Origin of the sequence: Armatimonas sp. (genome assembly GCF_043757465.1) — a bacterium.
Taxonomy (GTDB): domain Bacteria; phylum Armatimonadota; class Armatimonadia; order Armatimonadales; family Armatimonadaceae; genus Armatimonas.
Window position 1 is genome coordinate 1 of the sequence record NZ_JAYVPL010000133.1, and the last position, 22162, is coordinate 22162.

The 22162-nt window shown below is 58.6% G+C and carries 22 protein-coding genes and 1 tRNA gene; 9 read left to right on the forward strand and 14 right to left on the reverse strand.

Features of this window, described 5'->3' with window-relative positions; genetic code table 11:
* The 5 genes from ACH2ED_RS18620 to ACH2ED_RS18640 form a co-directional block, all read right to left on the reverse strand.
* A partial coding sequence (locus tag ACH2ED_RS18620) for a hypothetical protein (protein ID WP_395094210.1) occupies positions 1–1326 on the reverse strand: 1326 nt, incomplete at its 3' end.
* A 223-nt stretch (positions 1327–1549) separates the two neighbouring features.
* Positions 1550–2560 (reverse strand): isocitrate dehydrogenase (NAD(+)), encoded by a 1011-nt coding sequence (locus tag ACH2ED_RS18625; protein ID WP_395094211.1) that lies wholly within the window; start codon positions 2558–2560, stop codon positions 1550–1552.
* Between the two features lie 7 nt (positions 2561–2567).
* Entirely contained in the window at positions 2568–3242 is a 675-nt protein-coding gene (locus tag ACH2ED_RS18630; RefSeq protein ID WP_395094212.1) for a cyanophycinase, read from the reverse strand.
* A 21-nt stretch (positions 3243–3263) separates the two neighbouring features.
* Positions 3264–4058 carry a hypothetical protein gene (locus ACH2ED_RS18635; protein ID WP_395094213.1) on the reverse strand — a complete coding sequence of 265 codons (795 nt, stop codon included), beginning with the start codon at positions 4056–4058 and terminating at the stop codon, positions 3264–3266.
* A 72-nt stretch (positions 4059–4130) separates the two neighbouring features.
* On the reverse strand, positions 4131–4403 hold the full coding sequence (locus tag ACH2ED_RS18640; RefSeq protein ID WP_395094214.1) for a hypothetical protein: 273 nt from the start codon (positions 4401–4403) through the stop codon (positions 4131–4133).
* Positions 4404–4452: 49 nt separating this feature from the next.
* Here ACH2ED_RS18640 and ACH2ED_RS18645 point away from each other — a divergent pair, with 49 nt between their 5' ends.
* From ACH2ED_RS18645 to ACH2ED_RS18665, 5 genes are read left to right on the forward strand one after another with little or no spacing between them, the layout of a single operon-like run.
* Complete coding sequence (locus ACH2ED_RS18645; protein ID WP_395094215.1) at positions 4453–5643, forward strand: hypothetical protein; 1191 nt, start codon at positions 4453–4455, stop codon at positions 5641–5643.
* 29 nt (positions 5644–5672) lie between these two features.
* Positions 5673–6314: a hypothetical protein gene (locus tag ACH2ED_RS18650; protein WP_395094216.1), complete on the forward strand. Its 642-nt coding sequence runs from the start codon at positions 5673–5675 to the stop codon at positions 6312–6314.
* 54 nt (positions 6315–6368) lie between these two features.
* Positions 6369–7148 (forward strand): SDR family NAD(P)-dependent oxidoreductase, encoded by a 780-nt coding sequence (locus ACH2ED_RS18655; protein ID WP_395094217.1) that lies wholly within the window; start codon positions 6369–6371, stop codon positions 7146–7148.
* A gap of 37 nt (positions 7149–7185) precedes the next feature.
* Positions 7186–8574 carry a tRNA (N6-isopentenyl adenosine(37)-C2)-methylthiotransferase MiaB gene (miaB, locus tag ACH2ED_RS18660; protein WP_395094218.1) on the forward strand — a complete coding sequence of 463 codons (1389 nt, stop codon included), beginning with the start codon at positions 7186–7188 and terminating at the stop codon, positions 8572–8574.
* A 53-nt stretch (positions 8575–8627) separates the two neighbouring features.
* Positions 8628–9944, forward strand: coding sequence for an O-acetylhomoserine aminocarboxypropyltransferase/cysteine synthase family protein (locus tag ACH2ED_RS18665; protein WP_395094219.1), 1317 nt, complete (start codon positions 8628–8630; stop codon positions 9942–9944).
* An 85-nt stretch (positions 9945–10029) separates the two neighbouring features.
* Here the strand turns inward: ACH2ED_RS18665 and ACH2ED_RS18670 are convergent, their stop codons facing one another.
* Positions 10030–11436, reverse strand: a complete 1407-nt coding sequence (locus tag ACH2ED_RS18670; RefSeq protein ID WP_395094220.1) for an ankyrin repeat domain-containing protein — start codon at positions 11434–11436, stop codon at positions 10030–10032.
* 132 nt (positions 11437–11568) lie between these two features.
* On the opposite strand from ACH2ED_RS18670, the gene ACH2ED_RS18675 reads away from it, so the two are divergent.
* Positions 11569–12357, forward strand: coding sequence for an inositol oxygenase family protein (locus ACH2ED_RS18675; RefSeq protein WP_395094221.1), 789 nt, complete (start codon positions 11569–11571; stop codon positions 12355–12357).
* 87 nt (positions 12358–12444) lie between these two features.
* Positions 12445–13773 (forward strand): pyridoxal phosphate-dependent decarboxylase family protein, encoded by a 1329-nt coding sequence (locus tag ACH2ED_RS18680; protein WP_395094222.1) that lies wholly within the window; start codon positions 12445–12447, stop codon positions 13771–13773.
* On the opposite strand, the gene ACH2ED_RS18685 is transcribed toward ACH2ED_RS18680, so the two are convergent.
* Positions 13751–14155: a spondin domain-containing protein gene (locus ACH2ED_RS18685; protein ID WP_395094223.1), complete on the reverse strand. Its 405-nt coding sequence runs from the start codon at positions 14153–14155 to the stop codon at positions 13751–13753. The two genes, ACH2ED_RS18680 and ACH2ED_RS18685, sit on opposite strands and share 23 nt — an antisense overlap.
* A 36-nt stretch (positions 14156–14191) precedes the next feature.
* Here ACH2ED_RS18685 and ACH2ED_RS18690 point away from each other — a divergent pair, with 36 nt between their 5' ends.
* Entirely contained in the window at positions 14192–14806 is a 615-nt protein-coding gene (locus ACH2ED_RS18690; protein WP_395094224.1) for a PEP-CTERM sorting domain-containing protein, read from the forward strand.
* Between the two features lie 144 nt (positions 14807–14950).
* Here the strand turns inward: ACH2ED_RS18690 and ACH2ED_RS18695 are convergent.
* Positions 14951–15024, reverse strand: a tRNA-Met gene (locus tag ACH2ED_RS18695).
* Between the two features lie 29 nt (positions 15025–15053).
* Positions 15054–15995 (reverse strand): hypothetical protein, encoded by a 942-nt coding sequence (locus tag ACH2ED_RS18700; protein WP_395094225.1) that lies wholly within the window; start codon positions 15993–15995, stop codon positions 15054–15056.
* A gap of 15 nt (positions 15996–16010) precedes the next feature.
* On the opposite strand from ACH2ED_RS18700, the gene ACH2ED_RS18705 reads away from it, so the two are divergent.
* Complete coding sequence (locus ACH2ED_RS18705; RefSeq protein WP_395094226.1) at positions 16011–17402, forward strand: AAA-like domain-containing protein; 1392 nt, start codon at positions 16011–16013, stop codon at positions 17400–17402.
* Here ACH2ED_RS18705 and ACH2ED_RS18710 read toward each other — a convergent pair.
* The 5 genes from ACH2ED_RS18710 to phnC are packed head-to-tail and all read right to left on the reverse strand — an operon-like array spanning position 17399 to position 22093.
* Complete coding sequence (locus ACH2ED_RS18710; RefSeq protein WP_395094227.1) at positions 17399–17872, reverse strand: GNAT family N-acetyltransferase; 474 nt, start codon at positions 17870–17872, stop codon at positions 17399–17401. The two genes, ACH2ED_RS18705 and ACH2ED_RS18710, sit on opposite strands and share 4 nt — an antisense overlap.
* A gap of 4 nt (positions 17873–17876) precedes the next feature.
* Positions 17877–19790: a DUF6785 family protein gene (locus ACH2ED_RS18715; RefSeq protein WP_395094228.1), complete on the reverse strand. Its 1914-nt coding sequence runs from the start codon at positions 19788–19790 to the stop codon at positions 17877–17879.
* A gap of 16 nt (positions 19791–19806) precedes the next feature.
* Entirely contained in the window at positions 19807–20553 is a 747-nt protein-coding gene (gene phnE / locus ACH2ED_RS18720; RefSeq protein WP_395094229.1) for a phosphonate ABC transporter, permease protein PhnE, read from the reverse strand.
* The gene (gene phnE, locus ACH2ED_RS18725) at positions 20550–21314 is read right to left on the reverse strand and encodes a phosphonate ABC transporter, permease protein PhnE (protein ID WP_395094230.1); all 765 of its coding nucleotides are present in this window, start codon (positions 21312–21314) and stop codon (positions 20550–20552) included. Before phnE (ACH2ED_RS18725) ends, phnE (ACH2ED_RS18720) begins: the two co-directional genes overlap by 4 nt.
* On the reverse strand, positions 21311–22093 hold the full coding sequence (gene phnC / locus ACH2ED_RS18730; RefSeq protein ID WP_395094231.1) for a phosphonate ABC transporter ATP-binding protein: 783 nt from the start codon (positions 22091–22093) through the stop codon (positions 21311–21313). The genes phnE (ACH2ED_RS18725) and phnC overlap by 4 nt, the downstream gene beginning before the upstream one ends.
* Between the last annotated feature and the right edge of the window lie 69 nt (positions 22094–22162).

A 22162-nucleotide genomic window follows, 5' to 3' on the forward strand; every position in this document is an offset into this window, starting at 1 on the left:
AACGCTTCGCAAACAGGGTATTTCTCCTCGTGAAGGCTTACTCTCGGTCTTCCGTGGAAACCCCATTGTTCCGGCTACAACTTGACCTGAGCAGTTACCCTGATTCTCATTCAAAGTCTTAGATATATGGATAATATCTGTTATTTTTAATGGCTCTTGTTTTTTTATATATTCCAGCATATTATAATCAATAATGCAGTTTTTAGAATCTTTAATGAACCATTGTATCGAGGATACTAATAATGTATTACCTCGCCATTTGTGCATAGACGTGGCATTACTGAAAAATCCTAATACTTTAGCCTTCGTAATTTTTCCTTGTATTGGTTGATATTTATATGTTGCTATTGAACAATGACCGATAATGTTGATGTTATTCAGTCGCGCCCATTGAAAAACACTATCTATGATGTCTTTCTTTTTATCATCTTGTGAGGTTTCTTTAGCTTTATCAAATTCTTCTAGCGGATCTATTTTTGAATCACCTTCAATAATCCACCGATCCATCAACTCATTTTGCCATTTATTTTGAAATGGAGTACCACCTATACTTCCCCGTACAAACATTCCCCACTGCATGACGAGTCGGGGTATGCCATTCCAGGTTCTACTAACAGAAAAGCTAACAGACTGCGGCACAACTCCATTTGACTTACTGAAAAAGTCACTTATATATTCTTTTTGTGCATTAGGTAATGAATCAAAAGGAATAGATACTTTTTCATTCTCATTCAGAACTTTTTTTTGTGCAGATTCTTTTAATGATTTAAATGATTTTAGTATCACAGGAATCTCTCGATCAAATTTATATTTGCTAGCAACGGGATTGTCTTTTAGGAAATTGTTTCTTTCTGTCTCATCCATATCTACTGCTTTTAGGCACTGTAACAAATCTTTGTTAAAATCATCTTCGATCATTTTACTAATAATCAACGGAAAATCTGTTGCGGTTGGCGTACAAATGAGTTGATAAAAAATCTTTTTTTCTTTTTCAATCTTCTCCCATTTCCAATACCCGCCACGTATAGAGTTCAAACTTAAAATTGATTCCATAAAATCTACAATACTCATATTTTTACAAGAAATAAAAACAGGAGTACCAACCACACCATATCTAGGATTCAAAATAAATGACATTTCTGACGTATCAGATATATGTTTTAATATTTCACCAATATATGAACGTTTTCCACTATATTCAAAAGTCTTCAGAAGGTTTTTATCTGTTTTATCCCATTCTTGAGTACCATCTGTTTTTTCTGCATAACTATAATTAACAGACGATAATATAGCACTTAGTAATAATTTTTTTCGAGATATTTTCATTTCGGTTCCTAAATCTCCTGCAATTTAGCCGAGCATTCTATGCGGATACGACGCAAGCGTCGGGGAATTAAACCCGGAGAGCAGAAAAACATACCACAAGCTCAAAACCCAGCGCATCTCAACACCTCCCTACTTCCCCACTTTCCATGGGCGGCACGCCCTTCGTGTCCGAGGAACGAGGACAATATCACGCCCCCGTTCCTGGGGGCGGTTCACGGGCGGTCTAAAATGCCCCAATCACGGCTTTCACGAACTCCGCCGTGTTCGCCTCGCCGCCCAGATCCCGCGTGACGTGCTTGCCTTCCTCGAAGACCGCAAAGAGCGCGTTCTCGATGCGATTGGCCGCATCAATCTCGCCAAGCTGGCGGAGCATCAAAATAGACGACATCACGATAGCGGTCGGGTTGGCCAGGCCCTTGCCTGCAATATCTGGGGCAGTGCCGTGCACGGCTTCGTAGACAATCGCATCCACGCCTATATTAGCCGAGCCCGTGACACCCAGCCCCCCGACGAGGCCGCTCACCAGGTCGCTGATGATGTCGCCGTAGAGGTTCTCCATCACCATCACATCGAACTGTTGCGGACGCGTGACGAGCTGCATGCAGCAGTTGTCCACGATCACCTCGTTGTACTCGATCTCCGGGTACTCCCGCGCCACCCGGCGACAGCAGTCTAAGAAGAGCCCGTCGGAGAGCTTCATGATGTTGGCTTTATGAACGGAGCTTACTTTTTTACGCTTATTGTTCCGAGCGTACTCAAAGGCAAACTTCGCGATGCGCGTGCTGGCCTGCTCCGTGATGATCTTGATGCTCTCGACCACACCAGGTACGACCACATGCTCGATTCCCGCGTAGAGATCCTCACTGTTTTCCCGCACCACCACGATATCAATGTCCGAGAACGGGGTTTTCACGCCGGGAATGGTCTTGGCGGGCCGAACATTAGCGTAGAGACCAAGACGCTTGCGCAGGGCCACATTCACCGACGGAAACCCGCCGCCGACGGGCGTGCCAATGGGGCCCTTGAGGGCGATGTGGTTCTTGACAATGGAGTTCACGACGCTCTCGGGCAGCGGTGTCCCGAAGCGCGTGATGATGTCCGCACCAGCGTCTTGCCGGTCCCATAAAAACGAAATCCCCGCCGCCGCCAGAATCTCAAGGGCGGCATCGGTCACCTCCGGCCCGATCCCATCGCCGGGAATCAGGGTCGCGGAGTAAGTTTTAGCTTTGCTCATGCCTTGATTATGGCAGGAAAGCGCTCATTCCTGCGTCGAGGATTTTTAGTGTCAGCGTGTCGGGATTACGCGTGAGGAGCAGAACCTGCCCGGAGCGCACCCGAAGCAGCTTGCCCTCGATCTCGCACCACGCATTCTCATCCACCCCGATTCCAATGCTTCCCACGGGCTGTGAGAAAACCATGTTGAGAAGCCGCTGCGTGCGCTGACGGACAAAGAAATGCGTGTCAATGATCGTGTTGGGAAGTGCTCCGAGTCCTAGCTTGACTGCGACACTGCCCTTGCGCATGGTCTTGCTGTCGCCCTCGCCCGTGGGCATGAGGCTGCTCATCAGCGCCGCACCCGCACTCGTGCCCCCGACTGCTTTCTTGTCCCGCAGGCGCATCGCCAGATCTGTGCCCGCAAAAGTCGCCACTAGGATATTTTGATCGCCACCAGGAATCCAGACCCCAGCGGCTTTCTCCAGAGCTGACAGCGCCTCGGAAACACCCACCGGAGCCTGCACGTCTTTAGCTCCGTTTTCCCGCAGCCAGTCTGCCGAGCGCTTCGCCTTGCCCACGACATCCTCACCGGTGTGCGCCAAGACGACAATACGTGCTGTTGGGCCACCCGCACACTCGATCAGCCGCCTGGTTGTCTCGGGAGCCGTCGTCCCGCCGCCGTGGAGAATTACCGTTTGCATAGGCGAAGTGTACCGCGACCGCTACTTTTTTGGCTGAATATAGTAGATACCGTCAAGTTCTGTCAGCGTCATTGGTGGCTCGCACTTCGCACAGATGCGACGGAGCGCCTCCGCAGGAGTGACATCACGTAGCTCCAACGTCACTTTTGCTTTCGCCATATCTCCCAGAAGAACGATGTTACTCAGCCCTGACTGTTGCACTAATACGAGGATAACATCCTTCAGGTTTGCCTGCCGAAAGTCGAAATCCATCCGCTCTGTGGTAGGAAGAGGGTTGCGCAGCCGAATTTCCATCGCACCATCTCCCCGAATATGAATCTTGATTTGGGGCGTAAACTTCAGTATATCTACGAGAGCCTGTTTGAGTGTTGCCTGAGTACGAAAGTAGGTAACACGAGGCACGGGAACCAGCTCTGGCATCACTACCTTATGACCTAGAGCCCTTAGAGCAACATCCACAGGAGTGGCTTGAAACTGCACCACAAATTCCTCGCTCACGGGTTGATTAGGATTGCGAACTTGCCAGATGCCCTCCTCACGTCGAGCCGCAAGTAGCTTTGGATTTTCCTCGACAAGCTGCTGAAAAACCGTCTCCAGTGGCTGGTCTTTCACCTGAATCGTCCCATTTCCCTGGAGATTTCTGGCAAGAACAAACGAGGTATTTGTCCCCTTAAGTGTCTGGAGGAGAAGCTCTCTCACGGGGAAATTTTTATAGTCCAAGGAAAAGAGAGGCTCCTGAGCAACAGCCAGGCTAGGGGGCTGCGCGGCAGCAGCGAGGGTAAGCGAGAGTGCGAGTACAACAAGCAAGTTTTTCATAACGACGATCCTCTTGTGCTTTCAGAGTGTTTTATGAGATTCGTCCTTCAAAAAACTATCAGATCAGAAAATCTAGCGGGCTGTGGTCAGTAAGGAGCGCGTGGTAAGCTCGCCGTCGAGGTAGTAGTGATCAAAAGGGACACTGTCCAGACGAACCGGGATGATGTCCACAAACTCAATAAGGCACAGTTCGGAGCGGAAACGCATCGCGGAGTCGCCGTCGGAGAACGCCGCAAGGTACTCGTCACCACTCTGACGTAGGCAGACGAACTCTGCGGTGTCGATATGGCGCAGTGTGTAGACTGTCCGCATAAAATCGGCTTGATTGTGCTCGAAGGAACGCATAGTTCAAGTATCGGCAGGTTTTGTTGGCTCCCTTAGAGAAATAGCCACTATGATTCTGCGGCGCGACGAAGACCTTACCTTCCAGCTCACGCTTCCGCGCGCCTGGTTTCGCAGCAGTACCCAAACCCGGCTCCCCGAGCGGCTCACCACGACTGTGGAATTGGTGCGTGGCAGTGTCGTGCTGCGGCTCCTGGGAATGCCGCAAAAGCCCGACGAGCCCACGCTGGATTTCTCCGGACGGGTTCAGGCAATGGGCGGAGTGGATCAGGGCCAGGGGCGCTTCCGTGTGCGGGGCAGTGCGGCGGAGAGTGTCGAGGTCAGTCAGGCGCTCGATGGCTCGCTCCAGCTTCAGCGCAGCGGTCTGCGGGGTGCTGTCACTCCTGCGAAAAACAGCCTGGGGGTAGTGCACGAGGCCCTCCTCTGGTTCGGACTAGGACGCTTGCTACGACGCGGTAGCCCAGCGGAGCAGGCACTCACTCTCCTCCGGGAAGAAGCCACACCGGGGCTCCTTTCCGGAACACTTTTTCTGACCGAGGAGCGCGAGGAGCCGCTGAAGCTCCGCGACGAAGTCGTGATGGCGCGGCGGCTGCGCTACCGCACCTTGGAGCTGGGCTACCCCAAGGAGCGGGAGCGTGGTGCTCTCTGGATGGGGCCGCAGGGCGAGGTTCTCAAGAGTGAGCTGCTTCCTCAACAAACCGCTGTCGCCGCCATGGCACTGGAGAAAGGCAGCCCCGCCTTCGTCCTCAAGGCCCTTGACGGTGCTTCCTACCGCGCCGAGCAGGGAACCAACGGCTGGGCTGTCAGCCACTCCGTGGGCAACCTCGAGGCCGAGCTGGACTTTGAGCGCCGCCTGCGCCGGGTCACTAGCCGCCTGACCGGGACACCACTAAACGGAGAGTGGGATGGCACGGCGCTGCGCTACGCCTACCCGTCGGTTCTGCCTCGCTTTGTCACGCCCCCCAAAGACGGTAGCGCCCTCTTTCTCGCCTCGCTCCTGCTGCCCGAGCCGCTCCCCAGGCTCGTCATCGGCGAGAAGCGCCCGGTGCTCCTGCTCCCCATGGTCACCGGCGAGTCCATCGCGCTCGACGGTGAGTTCATCCGCCTCCCCGACACGCCTAAAAAGACCCGAAGCTACCGCCTCACCCTCGATGGTAGCACGGTCGCCGAGCTGGAGTCCGACAGCCTGGGCCTGGTTCGCCTCACCAGCAACGGCGCTCTGGCAATCACACGAAAAAACTAAACCCGTCTCTGCCACGGTAAAATAGCGCCATGCGACGCGTGACTTTTTCGGAACTGACTCGGGATACACTACGCACGTTGGCGCAGCTCACGGAGCACGGCATTAGCGATGAACCTTGGGGAAGCTTGCAAATGCCTCTCACAGAGACAGAGCGAGCACGGCTTGCACAGCTCATTGAGCCGCTACACAACTACTCTATCCAGCTTGTAAACGAGGCAACGGCTTGGGCACGAGCAATCTATCCCCTCTTGATGCTGGCCGAGCAGGGTACTATCCGCGCCTGGGCAGAAGTCGCCGTTCGCGGAGAATTCACCCACTTCACGTTGGAAGGAATCGTAGACGGTGCGCTGGCGCACGGCCCCTCCGGCGAGGCGGAAGCACCCTACTTTGTGGTTCTAGAAGCTAAGCGCAGCATCGAAGCAAAAAGTCCCGTTCCCCAGCTCTACGGTCAGCTCCTCGCAGCAGCACGGGCGAGCCAGAGCGACGAGATGTTCGGCTGCTACACCATCGGCGATACCTGGACCTTTGCACATGCTGTTGTCACTAACCTGGATACGGAACGCCCTCATCTGACAATCACCCTCTCTCAAGAGCTCACCGAGCGCACCGCCGCCGAGACGATCCTCAGTATTCTCAAAGGGATTATCGCACGAAGACTTCACGCAACGTGAGCTGTCAAATTTCGTCACCTTAGACGGATTGTATCCTGGGTTATAATGACAGGCATGAGTAAGACGGTTCTGGATCTGTTTCGCCTCGACGGTCGTCGGGCACTGGTGACAGGCGGTGGCAAGGGCCTGGGGCGCGTGATGGCGCAGGCACTGGCGGAGGCCGGGGCGGATGTGGCGGTGGTGAGCCGCACACAGGCCGATGTTGACAGCGCCGCCGCTGAGATTTCTGCTGCCACGGGACGGCGCATTGTCCCGTTTGCCGCCGATGTGACCAGTGCCTCCGAAGTGGCGGCGATGGCAGGGGCGATTGAGCGGGGACTTGAAGGGCCGGTGGATATTCTCATCAACAACGCCGGAGTGAATATTCGCGGCGGCATCGCGGATCTTACAGAGGCCGAGTTCGATACGGTGATCAATGTGAACCTGAAAGCGCCGTTTCTGGTCGCCAAGCAGTTTGCGCCGGGCATGGCCAAGCGCGGCTGGGGCCGGGTAATTAATCTCGGCTCGATTCTCTCGGTGATCGGAGTGGCTGGGCGCGTACCGTATGCATCATCCAAAGCGGCGATTTTAGGCATGACCCGTGTGCTGGCGCTGGAGTTCGCCACCCAAGGGGTGACCGTGAATGCGATCTGCCCCGGCCCGTTTGCCACTGACATGAACAAGCCGCTTTTAGAAAACCCGGAGGCCTACGCCGCCTTTGTGGCAAAGATCCCGATGGGACGCTGGGGTGAGCTGCACGAAATCACCGGAGCCGCCGTCTTCCTCGCCTCCGATGCCGCAAGCTTCGTCACCGGCACCACACTCTTTGTAGACGGCGGCTGGACGGCGCAGTAATTAGGCTACAGCCCGGCGCGATACAATAGCCGTTGCTATGGCCGAGAAAACGGAAAAAATAAAAAAATTTCATGTCATCACTTGGGGCTGCCAGATGAATGTGGATGACTCCGACCAGATCGAGAACCTGCTGCTCGCCGACGGACTGGAACGCGCGGACTCACTCGAAGACGCTGACATCGTCATGCTCAACACGTGCTCGGTGCGCCAGAAGCCCGAGGACAAAGTGTTCTCTCAGCTGGGGATTCTCGCCGAACTCAAGCAAGCACGGCCCGACATGGTGATCGGTGTGACAGGTTGTATGGCCCAGCGCGCGGGTGCTGAGATCGCAAAGCGTGCGCCGCACATTGATCTGATCGCCGGAACCGCGCAGCTAGAGCGCATCCCGGAACTAGTGCGCACGCGCCAGAGCTTACTTTCGAGCGGCGCGGTCAAGCAAAACGCCCCTTCCGACGTCCTGATCCAGCTCCAGCTCCCGCGCAAGAAAGAAGAGAGCCAGCTCTTCTTGCCTGAGCGCAAGCGCGTGACCACGGGGAAACTCAAGAGCTTTGTGAGCATCATGTACGGCTGCGATAAGTTCTGCCACTTCTGCATCGTGCCTCATACCCGGGGCAAAGAGCGCTCCCGGCCTGCGTCTGAGATTGTCGGCGAAGTGGAGCACTTAGCGGCGCACGGCACCAAAGAGGTCTGCTTGCTCGGCCAGACCGTGAACTCCTACGGCCTCAAGGGCTTGGAGGCGACCTGTAGCTTCGCCGAGCTCCTGCGCCGTGTTAGCTCAGTTCCCGGCATCGAGCGTATTCGATTCACGTCGCCGTATCCCAAAGACTTCACCGACGATGTGATCGAGGCGATGGCGAGCCTGCCCGCGGTGTGTGAGCAAGTGCATCTTCCGGTGCAAGTGGGCGACGATGTGCTCCTCAAGCGTATGAACCGGGGCTACACGCTGGAGCAGTACCGCACCATTGTGCAGAAGCTCCGCGCCGCGATGCCGGATATCGCCATCACCACGGACCTCATGCTCGGCTATCCTGGTGAGACCGAGGAGCAGTTTCAGAACACGCTGGCCTTTGTCGAGGATATCCGCTTTGACCAGGCGTTTATGTTTATCTACTCGCCGCGCCACCCCACCCCCGCGGCCAAGCTCCCCGGCCAGATTCCGCAGCCCGAGAAAGTGCGCCGCTTAGAGCTGCTCATCGCGCTGCAAAACAAGATCGCGGTGGAGACCAACAAGCAGCACGCCGCCGAGAACCGTGTCTTTGACGTGCTGGTCGAGGGCCGCTCCCCCAAGCACGCGGGTCAGTGGCACGGCCTCACCCGTGGCGGCAAGACCGTCAACTTCGACGCTCACCGCGACCTCACCGGCCAGACCGTGAAAGTTCGCACCACGGAAGGTCACCTCTGGGGCTTCATGGGCGAGCTGGTGTAACTCAACGGGCGGACCTATACGCTATAATTGGTCTTGACGGAAAGGAAATCCCTATGTCACTGGATGAATCAACACTACATTTCGACACCCTGGCGGTGCATGCCGGGCAAGTCCCCGACCCCACCACGACGGCGCGTGCAGTACCGCTCTACCAGACCACGAGCTATGTCTTTCACGATGCCGACCATGCCGCCAATCTCTTTGCTCTAAAAGAGTTCGGCAATGTCTACACCCGCCTCATGAACCCGACCACCGATGTCTTTGAGAAGCGCGTGGCGGCGCTCGAAGGCGGAATCGGCGGGCTCGCGGCGGCATCGGGACAGGCAGCGGAGACGCTGGCGATCCTGAATATTTTAAGCGCGGGCGATCATATCGTCTCGTCGTCGTCGCTGTACGGCGGCACGTGGAATCTCTTGCGCCACACGCTCCCGAAACTCGGGATCACGGCCACGTTTGTAGACCCCAGCAAGCCCGAAAACTTCGCGGCGGCAATTACGGACTCCACCCGGCTGGTCTTTGCGGAGACGATGGGCAACCCGAAATTGGACACGCTGGATATCGCGGCGGTGGCGGAGATCGCGCATGCCCACAATATCCCTCTGATGGTGGACAACACGGCGGCATCCCCGGCGATTGTGAATCCGATTGCCCACGGCGCGGACATTATCGTGCACTCGGCGACCAAGTTTATCGGCGGACATGGCACGAGCATCGGCGGCGTGATCGTGGACTCGGGCAAGTTCGACTGGGCCGCCTCAGGCAAGTTTCCGGAGTTCACGTCGCCTGATCCCAGCTACCACGGCTTAGTGTTCTCCGGCCTCCCTGAGCCGCTACGCTCAATGAGCTATATTTTGAAGGCGCGGCTTCAGGGTCTGCGCGACATGGGCGCAGCAATCTCCCCCTTCAACTCCTGGCAGCTGATTATCGGGCTGGAGACTCTGCACCTACGCATGGAGCGCCACAGCAGCAACGCGCTGAAAGTGGCGCAGTGGCTCAAGACGCATCCTAAAGTGACCTGGGTGAACTACCCCGGCCTGCCTGAGCACCCGGCACATGCGGTTGCGAATCGCTACCACAAGAAAGACAGCGACGGCAATATCCAGTACGGCGCACTGGTAGGATTCGGCGTGCAAGGCGGCGTGGACGCGGGCCGCAAGCTGGTGTCGTCGGTGAAGCTACTCTCGCTGCTGGCCAATATCGGTGATGCGAAAAGCCTCATCATCCACCCGGCCAGCACGACGCACTCCCAGCTCACCGAAGAAGAGCAGCTAGCCACCGGCACCACCCCAGACTTCGTGCGCCTCTCGATTGGCATCGAGCACGCCCCAGATATTATCGCGGATCTGGAGCAAGCCCTAGCGGGAATTTAGATCATTCCTGAAGGCGGGGTGGCATCCCTCCCCCGGCCCCTCCCTTCTCCTGAAACCCTCGTTCCGAGGGGCGAAGGGAGGGGAGTCAGGGGTGTTTTTTCAAGAGTGCGACGGTTTTTTGCGCGGCTTCCAGGAATGTGGCGTAGCGGGTGTGACGCGCTTCAGGTGTTTCCTCGATTCCTGGGTTGGGTTCATCTTTCTCGATATATCCCTCATAGTCACGCACGATCTGCTCCGCCACAGCGAGCGGGCTTCGGCCCCAAGGATCGGGGCGCAGGGGATCGGCCCCCGCGGCGAGCAAGAGTTGGATGCAGCAGTCAGTCCCACCTCGAACGGCCTGCCCTGCGGCCCAGTGAAGTGCTGTGAAACCATTATTATCTATTGCATCCACCTCCGCACCCAGCTCCAGGAGCGTTCGAATCGCGGTCTCGTTTACCCAGTCTCCATCTACAGCGACATGAAGCGGCGTCATTCCTTTGTTATCCCGAGCATTGGGTGAAATACCCGCAGCAATGAGATGCCGAACCAGTTGTTCCGAGGCTGCATTGTATCCTTCCCCTTCCTCGCCCCTCATCTCTCCCTGCCAGCAGACCGCGTGCAACGCCGTCCATCCCGTTTTGTGTACGAAGGCCCCTCGCTCAAGAAGCCAGTCCACCGTATCCGCTTGCCGCCGGAATGCTGCCGTGGTCAGGCGCGACCAGCCAGACTCACCGGTAGCATCCAGCGATATGCCTGCATCTAGGAGCGCTTGGGCAGCGGCGCGAGGCCCTAGGTGACAGGCATCGTGCCCAAAGGCGCGTTCCAGAAGACAACCCAGCACATCCCGGTTGTACTCCATAGTTTGATTTGGGTTCGCTCCCGCCACCAAGAGCGCGGCTACTACCTCAGCAGAGCCTGCATGCGCCAGCGGCGTCTCTCCATTGCTTGCCTCAAGATTGACATTGGCTCCCGCCTCCAGTAAGAGCTGAACGCAAGTTGCGGAGCCCGACTCTGTGGCAAAGAAGAGTGGAACTTGAAACTGATTAGCATGATGTCTCGGCTCCGAGTGGGGCGAAACACCGCGCTCCAGCAAAATCTGCACCCGCGCAGGATCACCCGCCGCACAGGCTTCTCGGAGCATCTCATGCGTTGGTGCAAGCCCTGCATCAAGCAGAAATCGCAGACGATCCGCGTGGTTGGGCACGTTGCACCAGGGCATCCAGTCCCAGCGTCCGCCCCGTCCTGCTGCGTACCAGGCGGCATTCTCGGTACCATGTTCATCGCTGCTAGCAAAAAGATCCGCGCCATGCTCCAAAAGCCAAACCAGGGTCGCCACATCAGCACCGTCCACCGAGCGCGCCGCAACCATCAGCGGAGTGACATTCCAGCACTCACTCAGGTACTCCCTCTCACTATCAATCCGTGCATTGATATCTGCGCCGCCGACAATGAGCTGCTCCAGCACCGCAATATCTCCGAGACGGGCGGCGCGGTGCAGTAGGGGTTCCTCCATGAGCATCTCCTCCACTATACACCCCCTTCGCTCCTCGGAACGAGGGTTTCAGGCGAAGGGGGTCGGCGGTGGTGCCGCCGGGGGGATGCAAAACACGCAGGAAATCCCCCCGCTCACGCCGAACCCAGAGGCATGGAAACCACTCCGCAAACAGAGCATAAGTTCCGGGACTACGAGGCCGAGGCCCGCGATACCGTCAAGACATTCTATCGGCTCAACCACAGCAATCAAACGCTGGACTTTGTGCGTGGCAAGAAAGCCGACTACCTCGCGCTCAATCGGCGGGAGATGGGTATCTGGGAGGCGATGGAGTTTCTCAATGAGCTGATTGACGACTCCGACCCCGACGGCGACTTCACGCAGATCGAGCACCTACTGATGACCTCCGAGGCGATCCGCAAGGACGGTCACCCGGACTGGTTTGTGCTCACGGGGCTTATCCACGATTTAGGGAAGATTCTCTGCCTCTTTGGCGAGCCGCAGTGGGCCGTGGTCGGCGATACGTTTGTGACGGGCTGCAAGTACAGTGAGAAGTGCGTCTACCCGGAGTTCTTCGCCCTGAACCCCGACAGTAAAGTGCCCGAGTACCAGACTGAGTGCGGGATTTATGAGCCGGAGTGTGGCCTCGACAATGTCCAGCTCTCCTGGGGCCACGATGAGTATCTCTACCATGTGGTGAAAGAGCACCTCCCCGACGAGGCGCTTGCGATGATCCGCTTTCACTCGTTTTATCCCTGGCACAACGAGGGAGCCTACACACACCTCACCAACGCCAAAGACCGCCAGCTTCTGAGTGCCGTCAAGGCCTTTAACCCTTACGATCTCTACACCAAGACCGACGAGCGCCCCGACGTTGTCGCGCTGGAGCCCTACTACCGCGAGCTGATTGCAAAGTTCTTTCCGGAAAAACTGCGGTGGTAATTCCCCCCTAACCCCCGCCCGGCGGGGGGACAAAGCAGAATCGGATTCCTTATATTCCCCCCGCTGGGCGGGGGTTAGGGGGTAGGTTTGGACGACACGCTCGATATTTTAAAGAAAGCCCTCGCCACCCTAGACGAGGGTTTCGCTGATCTGCCAGCGCACGCGGCCAGCGTGGATATCGTCGCGCTGGACGCGGTGCTTCAGGAAGTGGCGGTGCGGCTTCAGGATAACTATCCGTACTTTCATCCACTCTATGCCGGGCAGATGCTCAAGCCGCCGCACCCGGTGGCGCGGCTGGCCTACATGCTGGCGCTGCACGTGAATCCCAATAACCATGCCCTCGACGGTGGCCGGGCGAGCTCGGCGATGGAGAAAGAGGCCGTCGCGGCGCTGGCGGCGATGTTTGGCTGGACGGCGTTTCTGGGGCATCTCACCAGCGGTGGGACGATGGCCAATTTGGAGGCGCTCTGGGTGGCGGGACGGCTCGCGCCGGGTAAGACCGTGTTGGCATCGAGCCAGGCGCACTACACGCACGCAAGAATCAGCGCGGTGCTGGGCCTGCCCTTTGAGGCTGTGCCCGTGGATCGCTTCGGGCACATGGACGTAGCGGCACTTGAAAAACGCCTAGAGCGCGGGGATGTGGGAACGGTCGTGGCAACGCTGGGAACGACGGCGACGGGCTCCGTGGACCCGCTGCCTGAGATTCTCGTGCTACGTGAAAAATGCGAGTTTCGCCTGCATGCCGACGCGGCCTACGGGGGCTACTTTGGGCTGGCGGAGAACTTGGGAAATAACGCGCGGACGGCGTTTGATTGTATTAGTGCGGTGGACTCGCTGGTGATCGATCCCCACAAGCACGGGCTTCAGCCCTATGGCTGCGGCTGTGTACTCTTTGCCGATCCCAGTGTCGGGCGATTTTACAAGCACGACTCACCCTACACATACTTCAGCTCGACCGAGCTGCATCTGGGGGAGATCAGCCTGGAGTGCTCCCGCGCGGGTGCCGCCGCCGTCGCGCTCTGGGCGACCCAAAGACTCCTGCCGCTGACGCGAGGTGGGGAGTTTTCGGGGATGCTCACCCAGTGCCGAAGCGCAGCGCGGTCGCTCTATGCAAAGCTCGCCGCTGACCCACGCTTTCTGGTGGGCCTTGCGCCAGAGCTCGATATCGTGGTCTGGACCGTGCGGCCTGAGCTTCGAGCATCGGCGAGAGCGATCTTTGAGGAAGCGGCGCGGCGCGGTCTGCACCTCGCCCTCGCCGAGCTGCCCGGCGCGTTCTTTGGCCTCGCAACCCCGACGGTGACTTGCCTGCGCTCGGTGCAGATGAAGCCAGAGCATGCAGACCCTGCCTGGCAGGAGATGCTCTGGGCGCTCCTCTCCGAGGCCACCGCTGCCGTTATGCAGCATCCACCGGGGTGATAGTCACCTGTGCTACAGGGTCGCCCCAGCTCCAAGAAAGCGGCGCATCGCCGCGGCCTGTAATGCCCTCGTGCAAGCGAATCAGGCCGTTCTCAGGGTCGCGGGCATTGCCACCGCCCAGTGATCCTAGAAACCCACGCTTCTCACTATTGATCTCGGTACCCGCATCCAGGCCCACAAGCTCATACATCTTCGTCCCTTCCTGGGCGAAGAGATTGATGCTATCCTGGCCCCCAAAAGCATCATTGGTGCGCTCCAGCATCCAAGCATGGGACAGGTAGGGATGCGCCGCATCCACTGTAAAAAGGTTTGAGTTTGAGGGATTAAAATCCCTCTCTTGAATAAAGAGTACCCTGCCGATAATACCTGTGGATCTTGGCACGATTCTTGCAACAAAGAATGCCCAGAGGAGTAGAGGATGAAATTTATAGAAAAAAGTGGGCTGCTTATGCTCGCCCTCCTGGCTGGCAATGGAACCGCACGTGCTCAGAACCTTGTCAGTAACCCAGATTTTCAGACGGGCTTGCTGACGAGTTGGACAATGACAGGCTCGGTTGCAGTTCAAAATGCAGGGGGGAACCTGGTGGCTGAGGTCGGTGTGGGCAACAGTCCTTCCATGCTGTTTCAGGATCTGACCACGGTGGGGGCACAGCTCTACAACGTGGCTTTCGACAGAGGGACTTTTGATCCGCCCACTCAGCCTGCGGGTGGCCCCTGGCTCTTTGATGTTGTGCTGACGGACAATCTGGGGGTAACCGAGCTGAGCCGTCAGACCTTTGATGCTTTTAATATCGCACAGACCGGACAGTATCGAACCGAACTGGCCAGCCTTTTTACCTTTACTGCGACATCAACCAATACCCGGATCACCTTCGATACAACGCCCTACACCCACGGCTGGGTCACGGTGGATAATATCGTCGTGAGTGCCGCGAGCGGAGGAGGAGGAGGAGTGGCCCCGGAACCGGGCACCCTTGCTCTAGGTGCACTGGGATTTGTTGGCCTGATCGCCACCCGTCGCCGCAAGCACTGAGATAGACTAAAAATAGGTCAGCCTCGCTCATGCACGTTGCACGAGCGAGGCTTTCTTTATGCAATCACCTTAAATGTTTGCATTTAGTTTGCTTGCCTGGGTATAAAAAGGACTCGACGCTGGGCATCTGGTGTGGAGCGAAAATAGCGGCATCCGGACTTGAACCGGAGACCTACGGGTTATGAATCCGTCGCTCTAACCAGCTGAGCTATGCCGCCAAAACGCAGGAGCAATTCTATCGCGTCTTCTACTGTTTTGCAACACGTCGGATACGGTGGTTGAGTGTGTCACCGATGTAGAGTGCGCCATCGGGCCCAACGGTGACGCCGTGGGGACGATCCAGTCCCGCCTCGGCTGCCGGGCCACCGTCGCCACCCGCGCCCTTGCGTCCTCCGGCCACGGTCGAGATCACGCTCGTCTTGGCATCCACACGCCGGATTGCGTGGTTCTCCGTGTCCACGATGAACAAATTGCCGTCTTTATCGCACACCGCGCCCTTGGGGCCATTGAACGTGGCTTCGAGCGCCGGGCCACCATCGCCTGTGTAGCCTTTCTTGCCCGTACCAGCAACCGTCGTGATGATGCCCTTCGCGTCCACTTTGCGCACGCAGTTGCCCTCACGCTCAATGATGTAGACCAGATTTTTAGAGCAACACACCGCGCGTGCACCAAAAATATCCGCCTGCGTCGCCGGGCCACCGTCGCCCGTGTGCGCCCGCTTGCCCGTGCCCGCAAATACCTGCGGTGGTACTTTATCGGGGCTGAGGCGATAGATAAGGCACGCCTTCACATCGGCGATATAGAGCCACATGCCATTCGGGGATGCCGCCACATCGTGGGGCTCCTGAAAGACAAACTCACGGAATCCTGAGTGGTCCATACGGAGTTTATGGCTGAGCCGATGCGCGGTCCAGAGGAACTCGCTCTCCCCCAGCACCGCAACGGCAACCAGATCCTCGGCAGTTTGAATCGCGCCAGGTTCTTTGCGCTGGTCGTAAACGGTGGTGATTTTATGGGTATTCGCTTCTATCTTGCGCAGGATATTTACGCCCGCTTCGGCGACGTACAAATTGCCTTTTTTATCGAAGGCCAGTGTGAACGGATCCTGAATCCCAGCGTCTTTTGCCACGCCGCCGTCGCCGCTGTGCTCGGGCTTGCCGTTGCCCGCAAAGGTTGTGATGATATCCATGCCGTATTATGCCCTATGAGTAGCTTTTTTGTGGCGGGGGGAAATCTCGCACCCGATGCGCCCTGCTATGTACTACGCCAAGCCGACGATGCCTTATTGGCGACGCTCCAGGCGCGGGAGTTCAGCTATGTTCTCGACACACGGCAGGTGGGTAAGTCGAGCTTGATGGTCCGTGCGGCCGCGCAGCTACGGCGTGATAAAGTGCGGGTCGCGATTCTGGATCTAACGGGGATCGGGCAGAATGTCTCGCCGGAGCAGTGGTACAGCGGCCTACTCGCGCAGCTCGGGGCGGCGCTCGGGCTGGAGGACGCACTGGAGGACTTTGCCGATGACCACCCACAGCTTGGCCCGGCGCAGCGGTTTTTTGGAGCGATCCGCGAAGTTGCCTTGCCTGCCGCGTCCGCACCACTGGCGCTGTTTGTGGATGAGATTGATGCCGTACGCTCGCTGCCGTTTCCCACCGATGAGTTCTTCGCGGGAGTGCGTGCTTTCTATAACCGTCGTGCCGATGACGGAGAGCTCAAGCGCCTGACGATTTGCCTCCTGGGCTCTGCAACTCCCGACAGCCTCGTGCGCGATGCTCGTGTAACTCCGTTTAATATTGGCCAGCGCATTGTCCCGACCGACTTCACCCTGCTAGAGGCACGTCCGCTCGCGGAGGGCTTTGGCGACGGAGGAATGCACGCCATCGAGCGGATTTTGTACTGGACCGACGGACATCCGTATCTGACACAGCGGCTCTGCCAGGCGGTGGCGGAGGTCGGGCACTGTGATAACGGTTCGGTGGATCGGGCGGTGGCGCGGTTGTTTTTTCATGAGTCGGCGCGGGAGGAGGAGACCAACCTAAGCTTTGTGCAGCGGCGCGTGCTGGAGGGCGGCGAGGATGTCACGGCGCTGCTGGAGCTCTACCGCCGCGCCCGCCGTAAGGAGATCCAGGAGGAGCCGGGGAGCCCGCTGGGAGCGATTTTGAAGCTCTCGGGGATTGTCCGTAGTGTGCGCGGTCAGCTCCGGGTGCGCAACCGAATCTATGCCCGTGTCTTCGATGAGACATGGATCAACCGGAGCATCCCCGATGGCGAGCGGCGGCGGCAGCGAGCGGCGTTCCTACGGGGCCTGCTGCCCACGGCGACAGTTGCCGTGGCGGGGCTGGTGGCAACCGGCTTTCTCACGGTGCGCTCGCTACACTCCGAGCAAGAAACGACACGCTCCCTCGATGCAATCCAGCGCAGAGAGCAGCAGTGGAAAGCGGCGCTGGAGGCCCTGGCCAACGAGCGTGCCAACCACTCCAGCGCCGATGCCGCCCTGCGCCAGCTTGCGGAGGACAGGCTACGCTCCACACAAGAGGAGAACACCGAGCTGCGAAAACGCCTGGGAATATCCCCCGAGACCGACCTCAGGCTGCGCTAGAGCTTTCGTGCGTAGTGCACCTGGCGGGCGACTTCCTGAAAGCCTAAGCTCGGATAAAGAGACTGCCCGATCGGGTTCTGCTCCAGCGTCTCGATCTTAGCGACCTCCATCCCGCTCTCTCGAAAGAACGCCAGCGCCCGCTCTAGAAGCGCCCGACCGAGCCCCTGCCCCTGGCATACTGGATCCACCGCCAGATTGGGAATCCACCCGATGCCACTGGCAGGCTGAAGCCGCGTGGTGACATAGCCCACAGGCCGGTCTTCCGTATCTACCGCCACGAAAACTCCCTCAGGCTGAAGCTCACAGTCCAGCGCAATCGCCGCCAGCTTTCGCGCCTGCCAGTCTGACGGCCCAAACTCCCCGAGAAGCTGCTCCATGTTGCGATCAATCGAGACCGGCCCAAAAGTAAGCGCCGTGATTTCTTGCAGACGCGGTAAGTCCTCTGGGCAAAAGAGGCGGATAGTGGGCATAGTCTTAAGTGTACCAGCCGAAGACCCAGCTCACGAAACTCCAGAGCACGGGAACGACGATCCCGCCGAGAGTGAGGCCGAGGGCGGCGGGAATAAAGCGCTGGTAGAGTGCAAGACCGCCGTAGCGAAGAAAGAGACCTTTGAGGAGCCAGACCAAGAGAAACGCGGGCCAGTTGTACTCCATCGCGAAACAGACCGCGAGCGCGTAGCCGATGGGGTGGAGCGGAAAACCGGCGGCGTGGTAGGAGAGCTTGGCGAGCACCCAGGTAAAGAGCGCCCCGATTCCCATGAAGCCGATCTCGACGGCATCAGGGCCTTTGGGCTGGTAGGTCCACTCCCGGATGCGCCCGACAGCCGTCCCTGAGCCCGCCTCACGCCAGCCACCCGACGCGAACTGATCCTCCCCCACTTTGTAGACCCAGTGGAGATAGGCCACCAGGCATGTGACAGCGCCCACGGCAAAGGCGATCAGCACCCAGAGCCCCATCTTGCGCAGCGGCAGGCCCACGGCTTGCGCGATCTTGAAGGCCTCAAGCTGGTGGCCCATGAGCTGGCCGCGATGATCCCGGTTGATCCAGTACATCTGTGAAAACGCCACCAGCGAGCCCGGCTGCTGGTAGAGTGTCCCAAAGAGAGTGGTGAGCATCTTCTGCGGATCAAGATAGTACAGCTCCAAGAACGAGGGGCCGACGAGCGCATAGACACGCGTCATTGTGACATTGAGTACCCAGAAAAAGCCGTAGAACGCGGCAGCGATCAGCGGCGACATCCCGGACTGCACACTCCACCAGTAGAGAAACAGTGTCCCCAGTACCAGCGTTCGGCCCGCGACGGCGTAGGAGCCCGGCTCATGAGTATCATCGGTGTGGCTTTTTTTACCCCAAGAGAACGCGGCGTCCATGACTTCTGCCAGGTGCTTGCGCTCCGCCCAGATTAGCAAGAAGAACAACACCGTCCACGAGCCCGCGCTCTGGGCTCGTGTGTAGGGGAAGCCCTTCGCATCCCAGCCCAGCTCGCGCCAGCCCTGCGCGTAGCCGAAGACTTCGAGTAGCTTGCGAGCAACAAAGAAGAACCAGCCGGAGAAGAGAATGTCCAGCGGAATGAGATACGAGATTCCCAGATGCACCGTGCTCCAGGTGAGATACATCGGGGCGAGCGCCTTCCACGGCGAGGGCAGCCCCTCCAGAAGCGGCGTCGCCTGCCAGTCCAACACCACAGCGGGAACATTGGGAAAGCGATTGTGAATCACACTCAGCGACTCTAAAAGCGCCGAGATCCCGAAGCCTGCCCAGAAGAGTTTTCCTCCCGCCAGACCGCCAAAGCCGCCGTTGCGACAGAGCTCCAGGGGCAGCTGTACGCAGGGAAAGGCCAGCTTGTCGTGCTCCACCCAGCGGCGGCGCAAGATCACGTTCCAGGCCCACATGGTCGCCCCCAAGGCAAAGAGCCAAGTCAGCCAGCACGCCAGCGGGATCGCCCAGGCACGCAGACGCTCTGGTTCCCAGAAGCTCCCATTGCCGCTGTAGTAGGGCTCGATGATCTTGGGATCGTGCGGCACGAGCCAGGTGGGAATGTAGTGCCGAAACGCCCCCATGGCGTCGTCCTGGCCTGCCCGAAACGGGTAGGCCATCATTGGCCAGAGAAACTGCGCCTCGTCCTGACCCGCAATGCTCGCCGCCACTGTGGAGATGCCATAGATCAGCGCCAGCTCCTGTGGGGTGAAGCACCACGCGGGCCGCCAGCGCCTTAGAAGAGCATTGACGATGCAGAGGGTGAATAGAAGAAACAGCGACCCGGCAAAGAGGGTCAGGACGCTCTGGTAGTGCAGAACGACCGTCTGTGGGTAGATCTTGGTGACGATCTGCAGGATCGCGATCTCTACTGCCCCGAAGAGTCCGAGCAGCACCGCTCGCCATGTCATGTGAGCAGTATACCTGTCAGGCGAGGCGGGCCCGGAGCTTGGCGCTGAAGAAGTCCACCAGCAAGACCGTGGTGACGATGCCCATAACAATCACCCCAATCTCAGGCCAGTTGCCCCCGAGGCGCTGAATCTGGAGCAGTGTCCCGATACCACCCGCGCCGACCAGTCCGAGCACCGATGCCGACCGAACATTCAGGTCAAAGCGATAGAGCGCAAACGAGAGAAAATCGGGGAGCACTTCAGGGACAATGCCATTGCGAAAGATCTCCAGCGGTGAGGCCCCCGTGGCCGCGAGGGCTTCGAGAGCGCCTTTGTCCACGGTCTCGATGCGCTCTGCGTAGAGCTTGCCCACCATCCCGATGGAGTGAATCGCGATGGCTAAGACACCCGCAAACGGCCCCGGCCCCACGGACTTAATAAAGGCGATGGCGAGCAGGATCTCGGGGAAAGTACGAATCGCATTGAGCAGCAGCTTGCCCACAAACGGCAGCGCCGCCAGCCGGGCGAGATTTCGCGCCGCCAGCACCCCAAACGGGAGCGCCAGCACAGCGGCGATGGCCGTGCCCAGTGCGGCGATCTGGATGCTCTCACGCAGCCCAGTGAGCACATCGGGCAGATAGCTGAGCTTGGGCCGAAGGAACATCTGCCGAAAGATCTCCGCCGTCTCCTTGGTATTAGGCGGTGCCGAGTTCTGAATGCCCGCCAGCGACCAGACCACAGCGGCCACGACTAGGAGCGTGTAGAAAATGCGTGCGGCTTTCATACCAGCTTACCTCGTAGCCAAGTGGAGAAGGAGTCAATGAGAAACACCACGGCAAAAGTAATCAGGATGACCAGCCCGACCTGGGTGTACTGGAGCAGCGAGAGCGACGATTGCAACACCATTCCGATCCCCCCCGCACCGACCACGCCCAGCACCGAGGCGGCGCGGATGTTGATCTCAAACGAGTAGAGTGTGTAGGCCAGGTAGTCTGGCCCCACCTGCGGAAAGACCGCGCAGAACGCCTGCTGGAGCCGTGTCCCCCCCGCCGCCGCAATCGCCTCCCTGGGCCCGGGGTCAATGGTCTCCACACTGTCGCAGAGAAGCTTACCGACCACGCCGAAGCTGAAGACCAGCAGCGCCAGAAAGCCTGCCAGCGGCCCGATCCCAAACGACGCGGCAAGAAGAGTTGCTAGCACAAGATCCGGGACGGAGCGGATGAGATTAAGCACCGCGCGCCCAAAGGTGTAGAGTGCTTTCCCCGCCAGAGTGCGCGCGGCAATCAGCGGCAACGGGAGCGCCAGAAGCGCCCCGAAGAGGCTTGCCGCAATCGCAATTCGAAACGTCTCGATCAGGCGCTTAGTGATCTCCGGAAGCGCCTCGGTTGGCCACGGTTTGCCCTCCGACGGAAAGAGTTTGCGGAAAAACTCCCCGATTGCCGGGAGATTTTGGGCGAGCTCCGGCCCGCTGAAGTGTGTACCCAGTGCGCTCCAGTAGAGCACTCCGGCCACAATCGCCGCCGCGAGCCAGCCACTCCCCTTCATTCCACTGCCCCGCGCAGATCATCAGGGCGGATCTTGCGGTTGTAGATGCGCTCGAAGTCCGCTTCTTCCATTCCCTTGGCCGGGCCGTCGTAGACCAGCTCGCCGGCACGCAGGCCGATCACGCGGTCGGCATACTCCTGCGCCATGTCAATAAAATGCAGGTTGATCAGCGTGAGTAAGTTCTCCTCGCGCGCCAGATCGCGCAGATCGCGCATAACTTGGTGGGCGGTGGGTGGATCGAGCGAGGCCACGGGCTCATCGGCGAGCAGGATCATCGGCTGCTGCGAGAGCGCCCGGGCAATCGCGACTCGCTGCTGCTGGCCGCCAGAGAGCTGATCCGCGCGAACCCCTTCTTTCTCGGAGATTCCGACCCGTGCCAGCGAAGCACGTGCCAGCGCGATGTCCTCTTTCGGGTACAGCCCGAGCAGAGTCTTCCAGGTAGGCAGGTGCGCCAGGCGGCCATCCAGCACGTTCTTCAGCACGGACTTGCGCCGCACAAGGTTGTAGTTCTGAAAGATCATCCCCACCCGCGAGCGCACCCGACGCAACCCGGCGTCGTCCAGGCCCACTAGCTCTATCCCATTGACGCTCAGGCTTCCGGTGGTCGGGGTGACAAGGCGGTTGATGCAGCGGATCAGCGTGGACTTACCCGCCCCGGAGAGCCCCACAATGGCCACAAACTCGCCAGGGGCAAACGAGAGCGAGAGGTTTTTGAGTGCCTGGTGCCCATTAGGATAGGTCACCCCGACATCTTTGAAGACAACAAGCGGCTCAGGCATAACGGGCCACCCCCCTACCCCCCGCCCAGCGGGGGGAATTAGAGGAATCGGATTCTAATTTGTCCCCCC

Bases quoted from the DNA above. Each gene is read 5' to 3' on its own strand.
- ACH2ED_RS18640 (WP_395094214.1), bottom strand. From the start codon at position 4,403: ATGCGTTCCTTCGAGCACAATCAAGCCGATTTTATGCGGACAGTCTAC.
- ACH2ED_RS18670 (WP_395094220.1), bottom strand. From the start codon at position 11,436: ATGGAGGAACCCCTACTGCACCGCGCCGCCCGTCTCGGAGATATTGCG.
- ACH2ED_RS18655 (WP_395094217.1), top strand. From the start codon at position 6,369: ATGAGTAAGACGGTTCTGGATCTGTTTCGCCTCGACGGTCGTCGGGCA.
- ACH2ED_RS18630 (WP_395094212.1), bottom strand. From the start codon at position 3,242: ATGCAAACGGTAATTCTCCACGGCGGCGGGACGACGGCTCCCGAGACA.
- ACH2ED_RS18665 (WP_395094219.1), top strand. From the start codon at position 8,628: ATGTCACTGGATGAATCAACACTACATTTCGACACCCTGGCGGTGCAT.
- ACH2ED_RS18675 (WP_395094221.1), top strand. From the start codon at position 11,569: ATGGAAACCACTCCGCAAACAGAGCATAAGTTCCGGGACTACGAGGCC.
- ACH2ED_RS18700 (WP_395094225.1), bottom strand. From the start codon at position 15,995: ATGGATATCATCACAACCTTTGCGGGCAACGGCAAGCCCGAGCACAGC.
- ACH2ED_RS18625 (WP_395094211.1), bottom strand. From the start codon at position 2,560: ATGAGCAAAGCTAAAACTTACTCCGCGACCCTGATTCCCGGCGATGGG.
- ACH2ED_RS18715 (WP_395094228.1), bottom strand. From the start codon at position 19,790: ATGACATGGCGAGCGGTGCTGCTCGGACTCTTCGGGGCAGTAGAGATC.
- ACH2ED_RS18705 (WP_395094226.1), top strand. From the start codon at position 16,011: ATGAGTAGCTTTTTTGTGGCGGGGGGAAATCTCGCACCCGATGCGCCC.
- ACH2ED_RS18645 (WP_395094215.1), top strand. From the start codon at position 4,453: ATGATTCTGCGGCGCGACGAAGACCTTACCTTCCAGCTCACGCTTCCG.
- phnC (WP_395094231.1), bottom strand. From the start codon at position 22,093: ATGCCTGAGCCGCTTGTTGTCTTCAAAGATGTCGGGGTGACCTATCCT.
- ACH2ED_RS18690 (WP_395094224.1), top strand. From the start codon at position 14,192: ATGAAATTTATAGAAAAAAGTGGGCTGCTTATGCTCGCCCTCCTGGCT.
- phnE (WP_395094230.1), bottom strand. From the start codon at position 21,314: ATGAAGGGGAGTGGCTGGCTCGCGGCGGCGATTGTGGCCGGAGTGCTC.
- ACH2ED_RS18650 (WP_395094216.1), top strand. From the start codon at position 5,673: ATGCGACGCGTGACTTTTTCGGAACTGACTCGGGATACACTACGCACG.
- ACH2ED_RS18710 (WP_395094227.1), bottom strand. From the start codon at position 17,872: ATGCCCACTATCCGCCTCTTTTGCCCAGAGGACTTACCGCGTCTGCAA.
- phnE (WP_395094229.1), bottom strand. From the start codon at position 20,553: ATGAAAGCCGCACGCATTTTCTACACGCTCCTAGTCGTGGCCGCTGTG.
- ACH2ED_RS18635 (WP_395094213.1), bottom strand. From the start codon at position 4,058: ATGAAAAACTTGCTTGTTGTACTCGCACTCTCGCTTACCCTCGCTGCT.
- miaB (WP_395094218.1), top strand. From the start codon at position 7,186: ATGGCCGAGAAAACGGAAAAAATAAAAAAATTTCATGTCATCACTTGG.